Below are 13826 nucleotides of genomic sequence, written 5' to 3' on the forward strand. Positions count from 1 at the left end.
ACGGCGTTTCTCTTCACTACCTCACCCCCAATGATGATGAGTCGCAGGCAATCCGGCAGCGGTAATCCGGTGTCCCGGGCCGCCAGTTCAGACCAGAATAAGGTCGGCAGAGAGATAACCGTAATACAATGTTTCCGGGTTAAAGCAATGAATTCCGGCACCGACGCCAGCCAGCTATCATCACGGATCACCAGCGTGGCCCCGTTGCATAATGACGAGAAAAATTCTTCCACTGAAACATCAAACGCAAAAGCCGCAAATTGCAACACCCGGTCTTGAGCAGTGACATCATAAAGCTCATTAAAGCCCAGATAACGTTGATACACCGCCTGATGTTCCACCATCACGCCTTTTGGTTGCCCGGTGGAGCCGGAAGTGTAGATGACGTAAGCCAGATGCTGCGGCGTTAACCCCGGGACCAGCGGATTGCGGGCCGGCTGATCAGGCTGGATATTCGGATCAAGTACGGTCAGCCCGACCAGCGCAGATTCACCCAATGCCGCCCGCCCGGTTTCATCAACCAGCACCACTGACGGGGCCGTATCATTCAGGATATACGCCAGACGTTCCGCCGGATAAGTAGTATCCAGCGGCACATAGGCGCCACCGGCTTTCAGTACCGCCAACAGCGCCACCACCATGGCCGGGGAACGGGCCACACAAATCGCTACCCGCTGGTCTGGTATAACGCCCAGGGCAATCAGTTGATGAGCCAGACGGTTAGCACGGGCATTCAGTTCCGTATAACTGAAAATCTGTTGTTGATACTCTAACGCCGTAGCTTGTGGGGACTGCTCTGCCTGTTGCTCAAACAGCTGATGAATACATAACGGGTCTGGATAGGATGGATCAGTCGCGCTCCAGGTTTCCAGCAGCAACGTACGCTCAGCCTCAGACAACAAATTAAGCTGCCCGACGGGGATTTCATCACCACGCCTTTTCGACCATGCCAACACCTGTAAGTGCTCGCTCATCCGATGAATTATTTCCCGGCTCAGGCGGTTTTCATCGTAGATCCAGCGAAAATCCCCCCGCGTATTTATCTGGAACGTCAGCAATTCACCGGGGACCTCCTGAGCACACGGTTTGTCATCCTGTATCACCGAGACGGCGATCAGCCACGGTTGGCGAGTCCTTAATGCCGGAATAGCTCGCAATGAAGGAGAGCGGGAGAGGAGATCACGACTAAATGTACGGTGCTGTGACAGCCGGACCAGTTCGCTATCAACCCAGTCAGCGACCACGCTCCACGGCTTATCAAACGCCACCTCAACGACCATGGGTACCACCGGTGCCAAATCTACCGACGAATCTTTTACCTCATCTACACACCAGCCGATTTGGAATTCAGTCTGCTGAGTCAAGCGCGCAAGATAGATAACAAATACTTGCAACAGTGCCTGTAATGGGTCTTCTTCATCGTCTTTTGACAGTAAGCACTGCCAGGGACTCATTACCCATCGGGATTCTGCCTGTTTCTCCATCATTTCAAAAGGTAACTGGAGGGGTTGCAAAGAGGCAAGACGCTCACACCAAAATGATTCACCAGGTGTAAGCACCTGGGGGATATTCCTTTCGCTCCCAGTCTGTTGTGAAACATCATTGGTGCTGGTTATGTTTTCCACTGTCTGCGAGAGGTGTTCAACTTTAGGAGCACTTCCCGTTTTAGCCATATTATCTTTCATTTACGACCTCAACGAATCTGTTAGAAATTTAAAAACTGTCATTCTTAACAGTCATCACAAATGCTTTTTTTTACTTCTTGATTCCAAAAAATAAAAACGGATACGTCTGACATCAATTCAAGATATTAGATGCCACAGCCCAGCTGACCGCTGCCAATTAACAATTCTTCAACGCTAAATTTCCCTGACAACGGGATAAATAATTCACTTTATCATGCAGAATAATAAATTCCATTTTTGTTCCTATTTTTTAGATAAATTCTTGCAGTTTTTATTGTCTGGAGCTGAAATTCCATAGATAAGAATGGAACCATTAGATGAATTTATTAGCCCATGAGGTAAAAATATAATCCCAGAATAACAATAATCACATTCGATATTATTTTACAATAATTAAACCATACAACTAATAGAAATATTATTATATTCAATAACATGAAGAAACATTATAAATAACAATTAACTTCAGACATATTGTTTCATAATAATAAAACAATGCAACCAAAATAATCCATTAATTTCAAATAGATACATTCAATCCAGATCGTTCTCTAATACGATTTCTCGGATATCCCGCGATACTGACCAACACATGGTGAAAACTGGGACAAAGTTCAATATTATTCAGTTTTATATACCTCCTAACATATATATTTAGACTATTCCCCACCGCTTTTTCACTGTTACCACTTCTATTCCACAGGGCTATATTCCTGCACACGCGCCATGCTGACCATTTATTAAAAAGAATAGTTACAGTAATTACGCCTAATGGATATTACGAATTATTTAGAATAAATCCAATATATTCCAAAGCTAAGTCATGAAATTAAGAATAATTAAATCAGCTTATATTCCCATTTAAAAACACATTATTATATTCATATCTCCTCCTAATTATTTGTTAGAAATAACGCCAAAAAAATAATAGAAAAAAGACTTTGAAAAACAATTAACATAGGAATTATCACTTTTCTTATTCTGCTTTAATATAGAAAAAATCCGATGCGCATAATGTATACCGAACTATCACAACAGCACCAAAACATTTAAATCCATGTATTCATATTCGGGTCAGTTATTGGTGCCGGTAGGTTTGACAACTTACAGACAATTTAGTCTTTAATCATAATACAAGATCCCAATCTTGGGATCTCAGGAATTCCTAATCAATTGTCTTAATTGCTCTTTTATGATTTTTCCACTTGCGTTTCTGGGTAAAGTTAAAAAAGTATATCCCTTAGGACGCTTATACCGCACCATTACCGTACAAATATAATTATTCAGTTCATACTCTGTAACTGATGAATTTTCTTCAAGCTCTATAAATGCATACGGTACTTCACCCCAATGTGGATCTGGCTTTGCTACAACGGCGGCAGCTAAAACACCGGGATAGTTTGACAGTACATTTTCCAATTCCAGACTAGAAATATTTTCACCACCAGAAATAATAATATCTTTCTTTCTATCTATAATTCTGACATAGCCGTCATTTTCAACGACAGCCAAATCCCCCGTAAAAAGCCATCTACTTGCTGCATCAAAAGTCACATGCCGATCTGGATCATAAGATGCAACCATATTTCCACGAATTACGAGTTCACCAACAGTCTTTCCATCAAAAGGCACCTGTAATCCCGTATTTTCCTCAAGAACACAAACTTGACCTTGTAAATTTGAGACAATTCCTTGACGCATTCTCTTGGATATTCTTGCAGATTTGGGGAGCTTCTCCCACTCGAGCTTTTCTTCACACACAACGACAGGCCCATATGTCTCAGTCATACCATATACTTGTGTTACTGTTATTCCAATGGAATCTAATAGAGAAAACATCATCTCTGTAGGCGGCGCACCTGCAACTAATCCATTAATTTTTTCCTCAAAATGCAGCCCTTGCTTCCGAGCAATATTACCTAATGCGTAATGGACAATAGGTGCTCCACAATAGTGTGTTACCTTATGCTTCTGCATTAATAATATCGCTTCTTCTGCGTCAAACTTGCGCATACAGATGTGTGTACCCCCCCGAGCAGCAATAGCCCACGGAAAACACCACCCATTACAGTGAAACATTGGTAATGTCCATAAGAATATCGGTCGCTTTGGTATATCCCAATCCAAAACATTAGAAATGGAATTCAGAAACACGCCACGGTGAGAATAAACAATAAGTTTAGGTTGTCCACTTGTTCCTGAAGTTACATTTATGCTGATCGCTTGTTGTTCATCTCGCAGAGAAAAAGACAACTCTCCAAATTGGTGAGTAGTTATCAGCGATTCATATTGAATAAATTCTCGGTCAGAAATTGATTTTGAAATGAATATATCATCCACATCAACAACAATGATCTTTACTTGTTTGTCTAGGGAAACATCATCCAACAGTGAAATAAAAGTTCTATCAATGAACAATACCTTAGGATTAAGTTTTTTAAATATAAAATTTAAAGTGTTTGAGTCCGTTCGGGTACTGAGCGCATTCAAGATACCACCTGCCATTGGAACCGCAAAATGTAATTCAAGGAGTTCATGTATATTGGGTAGAAGCGCGGACACAACTGTTTCTTTACAAACGCCAATTTTTTTCAGAGCTATTGCAAGCCTTTCACACCGAGATGCATATTGGTTCCAAGTCCAACGACATTCTCCATCTATTACAGCAATATCATCTCCGTTACTTAGTATTGCTCGTCTTAGAAATGAAATAGGTGAAAGTGCGACACCATCATATTCACTTAAGAAGGAATTAGAACAAATCATATTTCTCACTCCCTTTTTTATATACTCTAAAAGAGATTAATATCATGATAAGAAGCAATATAGCGTCGATAATAATTGGTGCATCGATTCCGCCAAATTGCTGAGCATATGGAGTTACAGCTTGGCCGATCGCTTGAGCTAAAAATGTACTTGTGCCCAAAAATCCATAAATTGCAGGAATTTGTTCAACAGGATAAGTCTTCGATATAAACTGATGAAAGGCAGTGAAATAAATGGTACTACCAAGACCACCCAATAGTAACATTATCCAAAAGCCTAAGTGAGTTGATATCAAAAGAGCACCGCTCGGTTGCAAAAACAAAAGTACAAGAGAGATGACAAATCGTGCCTTTAAAGTTGTTTTTCGTAACAGCTTACGCAGCGGTAAAACAAAAAAACCTCCCGCAGCCGCAACAGCAAACGAATAGCCAACCTCTATTGGATTGAATTCACTAACGTATACAGCAAAGATGGGCCATGAGGCTAACCATAAACCAAGACACATAAATTCTAGATGGTGAACCAAGAGTAGCCTCCAATTACGACTAAGGAGCTGAGCGTACGTTATCCGAATATGTTCACGACTATGATTGTCAGTAGATGTTGTAATAGCAGTTTTTTGGGGCAATATTATCAGACACAAGGAATATAGAATTGCTGAGAATAAGAAAACACTATAAAGGTCAAATTTCGCAACGATAATCCCACCTACCATTGGCCCTGCTAAACGCCCAGCATTTTGGGAAATAACATAACTATCATTCACCGACTCAAAATTCGGAGATTGGGAAAATCTATTAAGCTGTGTTCGCCAAGAAATAATGAATCCTGAAAAAAAAGCCCCCTCCAGCAGCCTGGAACACAATAGTAAACTAACAGGGTTGCTAAAAAGGAATAAACAGATGCTACAAGACATAAGTCCAATTAATGCACCGGTGTATACCTGTAAACAGTTTTTAGGTGAGATAAATTGCCCCATAATAGGCTGGAATACCATTCTTCCAATCGCAGTTCCCGATAGGAAGACGGCTGCTTGTGTTGTGGAAAAATCCGTCATTTCTACAAACAAAGGTATATAACCCACGGCCGCAGTAGCTGCGGCCCAAAACAGGAAACCTCGAACAAATGTAGTAAAAGGTAGCAGATCTAATTTTCCGTTCATAACTCGGCCTCTACTCTACTTGAGCTATTGAGGAACTATGTTTGTCTTAGAGACCTGTTCATAAACCGCAGCAAGCAATGCAACTGAATTTTCGTGAGTTGATAACTCAGAGTTCGCATCTCCACCACTTAAAAAATCGCGAAGCTGCTCTTTTCTTGCGTGGACATTCAAGCCCGCACATAGAGGGAGGCTTGGATTTAACTGTGATAGATCTTTGCGGTTGATTCGTAACACAGTTTGTTTCCCCCTTTGGGTAAACATTGGATGGGTAGCAATCGTTATGCTGAAATCTTCCGGTATCGTGTCACCTTCTGTCAGTTTCCGGAAAGAATTCGATACGATACTAATTGAGCAGAAGTGCCCTAGATGAATATTTACGATTTCCTGTCGTATCCGTCCATCACTTGGAATACTATTCGGCATTATCCTTCCAGTTAAGGTTGTTTCTATTAGATCCATGCTGAAAAACATTCGATGTTGAATACCTTTGGAATAATTTCCTATTACTGAGAAGTCTAATTCACCATAGTCCGACAATTGATACGCAATTTGATCTTGACTTTTATCCTCTTTCTTAAGGGTATGCGAATAAGTCGTAAATGGTAGAGCTTCCGCTAGCGCATTTGGGCGTACTACCATTGTCTTAACATGTGGTTTCAGGAGGTCTATATCATGTATTTTTTTATTGTAGAGTGCAAAGCGAGCAACCAAATCTAAATAATGATACCCAGAATGAAATAATACTCCATAACCGTATTTAAGTGGATGGTTTTCCAAATTGAGCATTTCCGATGGAATTACCCACCACCCGCCACCAAAATGAACATGCATTGATGTGATCGGTATTTGGAATGAGCTCATGAATTCAGTTAGAAACTTTTCCACATATCTATATCCAAATTGCATTCGACGTTCACAACTGATTACAAATCTACTGTTGGTTTTTCTCGAAGCAGTCAACAGTTCTGCGAAATCCACCATTAAATTTTCCGCGTTTGATGAATAAGGGGCGGTTATTGGTTTATCCATGAACACGTTCAATCCATTTTCGGCTGCCCATAGAGCATATACTTTATGAGCTTTTGGTTCAGTACTCACTATAACAGCATCAGCTTGTTGTGCTTCTGGAATTGCAGAAAGTAACTTGTAAATTTCGTCTGAATCTGGATAATTTCTGTATTGTTCATCAAGAAACAAGTATGCTCTGGGCTTTAATCCTTTCTCATTTAATGCACAGCGAATTTTCATTTCTCGGCATTTCAAATCAACTATAAGCATAACCTCAATGGTATCGCGGTACTCCAATAGAACATCTAAATATCTATTTAAAAAGTGAGGACCACATCCAAATACGATTAGTTTCCGTACTGGTTTATGCTTTATTTTCATAAATATAGCTCCTGTGGTCGCAGAATTGGCGCTTTACTATCAATACTGTCATAGTAATGAGCCAACCAACCAGCAGCACGGCTAAAGCAAAGGAGAGCAGTATTCATGTGCGACTTGAAACCAACCCTACGAAGTAACACCCCATTAAATAGATCCGGATTTGGATATAATCCCCGTTGCGAAAAATACGGCCTTTTCGATACTTCTGATGCAAGTTCCTGTGAAATATTTACATAAGGAGAAATAACATCGAATTTTTCCTTCTGTTTGACAAGAATATCGCTCATGTAAGAAGCTCGGGGGTCTGGTTGTTTGTAAATTCGATGACCAAATCCCATAAGACGTTGCTTTCTTTCTACTAGTTCATCAATAAAAGTACTAATATTTTTAGAATTGTCGTGTATATCATCGATCATTAAACCAACTTCCTCACTCGCTCCTCCATGAAGAGGGCCACTGAATGCGCAAATACCCGCAGCTACAGCATTAAATGGAGCTGCACCGGAACTCGCTACAGCCCTAACGGTTGCAGTTGAGCAATTCAACCCATGTTCAGCATGAAGAATTAAAAACTTATTTAACATTTCTTCTGCTACATCGTCACACTGTTGTCCAAAACATGTTGCTAAAAAACTTGCAAGGAATCGATGCTTAGTATCGAAAAAAGTTTTAAATACAGGTTCGGACATAACATATTTCTGAACATATATAGCAATTGCAGCAGCTATTGCGGCCAAAATAGATGCAGTAATTATCAGGCGTTCATCCTTTGTTTTTACAGAGCGGTCAGAAAGCCATTTACCCTGCGAAGATAGAACTGCAATTGCGAGGAAATCAGTGGGAGTAGTACCGAATATTACTGGTGTTAACTTTTCAATATGCTTGATTGCTGATAGGTAATTGTTATGGAGCATATCCAAAAACTCTTCACTTTCTTCTGCATTTAGTTTTCCTGTAATCAGAAGATGCACAACATCACTAAAAGAATAGTTATTTGCTAGATCTCGAACATTATGGCCTCGGTACTCAAGCTTCAACTCTTTTTCATCGATTCTACCTACATTACTTCTACAGATGGCTGTTTGCATTAAACCTTCATCGAGTATCTTCATCTTTATTTTTCGATTTGGCTTGAGAATAGTTTGGTCTGATAATTGTTGTACTTCAAAAAATTCGTTAATTGATCTTGCCAAGATTTTTGACGTCATGCTTTATTCCTCTTAATAATATATGTGCATTAAACTGACATATTGGTGTAAATAGGATTACAATAATTAAATTATTGCATTAGCTAATGACTATGTTTAGATACGAATTAATATTTTACCCATCGTAATATCCTTAACTGAAAGAACTAGAGTCATTCCGTCTATGAAATTGACTTCTCGATCTGTACCATATTTAATCTCTCTGCCACTATTTCACATGCGTCAAGTAATGAATAAAATAAGTTTTCTATTTCAGCTCGACTTCCAATAAGTAATTTTTGCTTTAGAGTGTTCTCACATTCTTTTAGGTTTTGCGTATATTTAATAATGTCGGTGAGAATTTCGTTGTCTCTGTAGTATTCCAAAACCTGAGTTTTCTTCGTTGGGTAGAAACCACCTTTCAGGATTTGCAAAGGTCGTAAGCAACCGTGATCAGTGAGTTTCATCATCAGTCCAAGCATATAATATGCCCGATGTCCATATGTACCAGAAATCAGATAAGAACGAGCTATTTGCCTTATAGTAAATAGATTGTTGATAATGCCATATACATCACCTTTCAATGACGGTTTCATTTCTAAAGCAAGATTACCATAGACACGCTTAGTTCCATTGATGAGCGCATATGCTCTGAAACTAGGATATTGGTGAACATTCGATTCACTATATACGGAGATGGATAAATCCTTGAACCTGGATTGTGTTGAGCGAATTGCTTCAAGGATAACTGTATCAACTTTATCCACGATAACAATAGAGTCTATATCTGAACCACTTCGCATATCACCCCGGGCAGCACTACCGTGGAGATAAAAGGCTAATAATCTATTGCCAATAAACTGCCTTAAAAGAATAATCACTTGATCGATGAGAGGTTGTAATGAAAGAAGATCGTCTACTTTACCATGTGCTGGAACAGTACGTGTCTCTGGGTACAAGTGCTGCAATAATGTCGAATAGTACTCCGCGATTTCACTTAACCGTGCCGCTGCATCACGAAAAACATTGATATTGGACAAAAGCTCTTCTTCGAACTTTTGCCAAGATGTATTACAAGTGATCAACCAATTAAGGTCTTTTGTTGGTGCTTTCAAAACATACGCGCTATCTTTGTGAATACAGGATAGCTCCGTTGATTCGAGCTGACGATATAGCCCCAATTCAGCGTAACGCATTGCCCAACCAAGCTGGCGTACTCCCCAAACGTGAGTCTTTGGCGTCAAGTTTCTGAGGTAGTAAAGACGCGCAATATGGGCAACGCTAAAGACTGCTTGTCTATATATATCAAGATTCCCTTTGATATTAGGGAGTACCACATCACTAATTTTTTCCGACCGTAAAAGCCAAGGATTCTTAGCAAATTGCCACATACAATGAGGCGGATAATACGATAACTCACTAATAGTGAGATAATTTAGGGTAAACTCAAAAAACTCCGCCTGAAGGTATCTTAGTGATGTAATGCAATCTGTGACTAAATTGTCAGCTACAATCACGTAGAAATGCCTCACACACCGAGAAGAATAATCAGGCTGGCGGAGATATGAATCAGTTTCCACAATACCAAGGAGATTCTCTCCCAAAACTTCTAATGCGGACTGAATAAAATAGTCAGTTCTTGCGTCCATATAAATTTACTCTATAAGTATATCAAGTTCATAAATCATGCATCGAATCAAGCTACATGTTTTAATAGGTTATAGTCGTAAGCAACAGGGATCTCAATTAAAAACGGTTCATTAAGAAGATATGCTTGTTCCAAGACTTTCGGAAGTTCTTCTGGATTCTTGAGTAAAGCAGATTTCATACCGTTAGCATTCGCCAATAGATGAAATTGAACCGGTCCTAGCTCCGTCATGCCTTTTACCGGCTCTTCACTGTGTAAGCCTTGATAATACTTTATTAAACCGAAACAAGAATCTGACAGTACTATGATGATAACTGGCAGTTTATATCTAACAGCCGTTTCCAAGTCTTGACTTGTAGAATGAAAACCACCATCGCCACAGATGGCTACAACTTTTTCTGAGGGATTACAAAGCTTCGCAGCTAACGCTGCGGGAAGACCGAAACCAAAACTTCCACATACGTTGGAACAAATGAATCTATTAGGCATATGAGTACGAGCTAATAAACCAGCGTACTGTTTGTGCAAACCGACATCACTGCATAGAATACCACTATCCCCCAAATAGTTGCTGATTACCTTCATAATCCTGGGAATATCAGTCGTTCCAGGCTTAACACTAATTGCTTTGCGCTCACCGAAGATCGCTTTAAGCTCTTTATGTTTTTGAGAGAAAATTTGGTTCCTCACAGTACAAACATTCCTGAGATAACGCAATGACTGCTCAATATTACCTAGACAATTCACTTTTGGCTGAAAAACTTCTTCCATGGGAACATCGAAGCTATTTATTACAATAGTATCCTTATTACAGCCCCACAAAGATGGTTTTAGATCTTCTCCAAAGTCGTAACCGATTAAAATAAGAAGATCAACATCGTCGAAAAGGTCTGATATAACTGGCCGACGATACACTCCATCAAGATATTTATTAGCTGCTGTTAAGAATAAATGATGTTTTTCAGATATTGCACCTTTTGCGGCCAAAGAACATATTATTGGAGTGTTGAGCTGCTCTGCCAAAAGCCTTACTTCATTTTGAACTTGTTCCCGTAGTACTTGGTTCCCAATAACGATCATTGGATAACGTGAATTATTTACCAAACTAGCCACTTTCTCCAAATTAGCCACTATCGGTTCCACAGGTTCCGTCCTTTTTGGTATTTGTAGCCCTTCAAGAATATCAACAGCTTCTTGAGCTGAGATTTCCTGCTTAAGGACATCTATAGGTATACTCATATAAACTGGACCGGGTAATTCATCAATAGATGCCTTTATTGCGGAAGGGATTTTTTGTCGAATGTCTTGAATATCTTCGATCTGGAAACTTACCTTTGTAATTGGCTTCATAAAGCTTACATTATCAATACATTGATGAGTTAAGTTGTACTTAGCCTGTTCATTTGGTATTTGAGCTGATGCTACTATCATAGGAGAACGATCTAATATTCCTGAACATACTCCGGTCGCTATATTGGTAAGACCGGGGCCGAAAGTAGACCAGCACATTTGAGGTTTTCCTGTAAATCTTCCTAAAACATCAGCCATAATGCCAGCTGTAAATTCATGTCTTGTAAGGAAAAATTCGATACCAATCTGATTTGCAAATCTAATAGCTTCTGCTTCACCTCCTACAATACCGAAACATTTGGTTACACCTTGGCGCGCAAGCGCCCGCAGAAACAGTTCATCAAGTTTCATGTGGTCATCCTTTATGTTTAGAATCTAATTTATAAAGAAATATTCATGAATTTTTAATATGTACAGATCATGCCAATATTAATCTTCAGCTCTAAAAAGGCTTTTTGTGTGACCTAGCTCATATAATGAACTTAACTACATAAATATCGTGATAACTGCTGAATAGATTTTTTTGAATTAGCTTATACAAGGTAGCTATTAAAAAGTAGTTTAATTACTTATATCAGTCAAGAAAATTAATTTGATTACTGTCACAATAAGAAATAGCAATAAGGTAAATTTTCAAAATAGTAGATAGTTTAAAAAGAACCTAATCTAACTTTTACAACCTGATTAATAAGCAAAAATCTAGACTTAAGTCTTTGTTCCAGCATGCCTATTCATTCTTGGTTGAATAAAACCGAACAACAGTACGATCTCTGCATAAAATAGTAACAAGTAACCATTACCATCAATCCATGAAAATTAATTAAAGAAATTAATCCATAATAACGACCATCTTCAAGAATTGTGATAGAAGTCTGTGATAGTACCATTACCACGACATCACACATTTTCAGGCATTAAGGAAATACTTGGTGCACAAGCCGCATATCAGCACAAGCGCACCCAGCAAAAGGCGATACAGACACCAGCGGATCAATTAATTACAAACTATAATCCCGGCGCTTTCCAAAGTGAAGTTGTTAAACCATGATCAACCAATGTTAACTGATCGGCATATATCGCCTGCCAGTTCTGTTTAGCCTTTTGATACACCTCATAATGTTCAGGATTGGGTTGATATTCGTGTTGCCAACGCACCAACTTTTCCCCTGTAGCGCCCATTGCATCATACAGCCCAACCCCTACTCCTGCTGCAATTGCACATCCCAAAGCAGTAGACTCTTTGACAATCGGAACCCGCACCGGAAGCCCTGTCACATCAGATAAAATCTGGCTCCATAATTTTCCTTTTGAGCCACCACCAGCAAATACCAGAGAATCCGGTTTCACTGCCGAAAATGCAGAGATTAGATCCAAATTGCAAGCCGAAACAATCGCAGCGTTTTCTTCCAATGCACGGAATAATGTCGCTTTATTACATTTTTCAGGATCAATTGACAGGTTAATAAAGGAAGGTGCAGCATGATACCAAGCTTTAAACCGCATTACATCAGAGAAAATTGGCATAATACCGTAAGCACCAGCCGGCACTCTGGCTGCCATATCTTCCAGTAAGCTATAGGCATCAACACCAAGACGTTCCGCCAGTAATTTCTCTTCCGCGCAAAATGCATCCCTGAACCAGCGCATAGTTAAACCTGTAAAAAAACTGATGGACTCCGCCTGAACCATACCAGGAATAATATGAGGGTTAATCCGTGTATTCATATTCGGGTCAGTTATTGGTGCCGGTAGGTTTACAACTTGCTGCCAGAAAGTACCACCGAGAACAGCCGTCTGGGCGGGTTTTACAACACCTAAGCCAAGACAACCAAGCTGAACGTCACCGCCGCCCATGATCACCGGTGTTCCAACACTAAGTCCGCATTGAGATGCGGCCTTTTCAGTGACAAAACCTAACAAAGTTCCTGTTTCTTTTACCGGTGAAAGAATATCTGAACGCAGTCCTGCCATCTCAAGAAGGTCAGAACGCCAGTCACGGCTGACCAGATCCAGCATTCCTGTTGTACCCGCATTGGAAGGATCTACCGCCAATTCACCACTGAGCATATTTGCCAGCCAATCGCTGATCATCGTTAAGGCTGCGGCTTGACGATAAATATCTGGACGATGATGAGCAAGCCATAAAAGACGAGGCATAGCTCCCAACGCCAACGTTTGGCCTGAACACTGATAAACATCATATTCAAAGGTATTGTTATATAACGCTTTCAATTCACCCACTTCATGGCTGGAGCGTGCATCCACATTGGCACAGGCCCAGATCGGCTCACCATTACGGTTATAAAGAACAATACCTTCCCGCATAGAACAGGACGCAACGCCTTGAATAGCGCTGGCAGGTAATTCTGCTTTTTTCAGCGCCTGACGGATACATTGACAAGCCAACTGCCAGTTCATCACTAAATCAAATTCCATTGAACCGGGCACATCAGGTACAGGCTGATGTACCCACTCAGCCTGCCCTGCGGCTATTTGATTCCCTTCAAGATCAAATATTACTGCACGAACACTCCCTGTCCCTGCATCAAGCGCCATCAGATATTTTCCTGATGGATTAGCACTACGGCGTTGATTCATGATGCTATCCTCAGTTTAATTATTTTCTGAACTTCTAGCCT

General features: G+C 40.2%; 8 protein-coding genes. All 8 read right to left on the minus strand.

What is annotated here, in order from left to right:
• Nucleotides 1-1685: AMP-binding protein (locus tag C5469_RS14115; protein ID WP_166307800.1), on the minus strand; the 1685-nt coding region annotated here is incomplete at its 3' end.
• Between the two features lie 1155 nt (nt 1686-2840).
• Nucleotides 2841-4451: an AMP-binding protein gene (locus tag C5469_RS14120; RefSeq protein WP_166307803.1), complete on the minus strand. Its 1611-nt coding sequence runs from the start codon at nt 4449-4451 to the stop codon at nt 2841-2843.
• Complete coding sequence (locus tag C5469_RS14125; RefSeq protein WP_166307806.1) at nt 4438-5613, minus strand: MFS transporter; 1176 nt, start codon at nt 5611-5613, stop codon at nt 4438-4440. Before C5469_RS14125 ends, C5469_RS14120 begins: the two co-directional genes overlap by 14 nt.
• Nucleotides 5614-5637: 24 nt before the next feature.
• The gene (locus C5469_RS14130) at nt 5638-7002 is read right to left on the minus strand and encodes a Gfo/Idh/MocA family oxidoreductase (protein ID WP_166307809.1); all 1365 of its coding nucleotides are present in this window, start codon (nt 7000-7002) and stop codon (nt 5638-5640) included.
• Nucleotides 6999-8210: a citrate/2-methylcitrate synthase gene (locus C5469_RS14135; protein ID WP_166307812.1), complete on the minus strand. Its 1212-nt coding sequence runs from the start codon at nt 8208-8210 to the stop codon at nt 6999-7001. Before C5469_RS14135 ends, C5469_RS14130 begins: the two co-directional genes overlap by 4 nt.
• A 161-nt stretch (nt 8211-8371) precedes the next feature.
• Nucleotides 8372-9838, minus strand: a complete 1467-nt coding sequence (locus C5469_RS14140) for a nucleotidyltransferase domain-containing protein (RefSeq protein ID WP_166307816.1) — start codon at nt 9836-9838, stop codon at nt 8372-8374.
• A gap of 47 nt (nt 9839-9885) precedes the next feature.
• Nucleotides 9886-11538 carry a thiamine pyrophosphate-binding protein gene (locus C5469_RS14145; protein WP_166307819.1) on the minus strand — a complete coding sequence of 551 codons (1653 nt, stop codon included), beginning with the start codon at nt 11536-11538 and terminating at the stop codon, nt 9886-9888.
• 654 nt (nt 11539-12192) lie between these two features.
• Nucleotides 12193-13785 (minus strand): autoinducer-2 kinase, encoded by a 1593-nt coding sequence (gene lsrK, locus C5469_RS14150; protein WP_166307822.1) that lies wholly within the window; start codon nt 13783-13785, stop codon nt 12193-12195.
• Between the last annotated feature and the right edge of the window lie 41 nt (nt 13786-13826).

Origin of the sequence: Photorhabdus cinerea (assembly GCF_011189575.1) — a bacterium.
Classification (GTDB): Bacteria; Pseudomonadota; Gammaproteobacteria; order Enterobacterales; family Enterobacteriaceae; genus Photorhabdus; species Photorhabdus cinerea.

Excerpts from the sequence above, each read along its gene's own strand:
- C5469_RS14145 (WP_166307819.1), bottom strand. The coding sequence starts at position 11,538 with ATGAAACTTGATGAACTGTTTCTGCGGGCGCTTGCGCGCCAAGGTGTA.
- C5469_RS14125 (WP_166307806.1), bottom strand. The coding sequence starts at position 5,613 with ATGAACGGAAAATTAGATCTGCTACCTTTTACTACATTTGTTCGAGGT.
- C5469_RS14130 (WP_166307809.1), bottom strand. The coding sequence starts at position 7,002 with ATGAAAATAAAGCATAAACCAGTACGGAAACTAATCGTATTTGGATGT.
- C5469_RS14135 (WP_166307812.1), bottom strand. The coding sequence starts at position 8,210 with ATGACGTCAAAAATCTTGGCAAGATCAATTAACGAATTTTTTGAAGTA.
- lsrK (WP_166307822.1), bottom strand. The coding sequence starts at position 13,785 with ATGAATCAACGCCGTAGTGCTAATCCATCAGGAAAATATCTGATGGCG.
- C5469_RS14120 (WP_166307803.1), bottom strand. The coding sequence starts at position 4,451 with ATGATTTGTTCTAATTCCTTCTTAAGTGAATATGATGGTGTCGCACTT.
- C5469_RS14140 (WP_166307816.1), bottom strand. The coding sequence starts at position 9,838 with ATGGACGCAAGAACTGACTATTTTATTCAGTCCGCATTAGAAGTTTTG.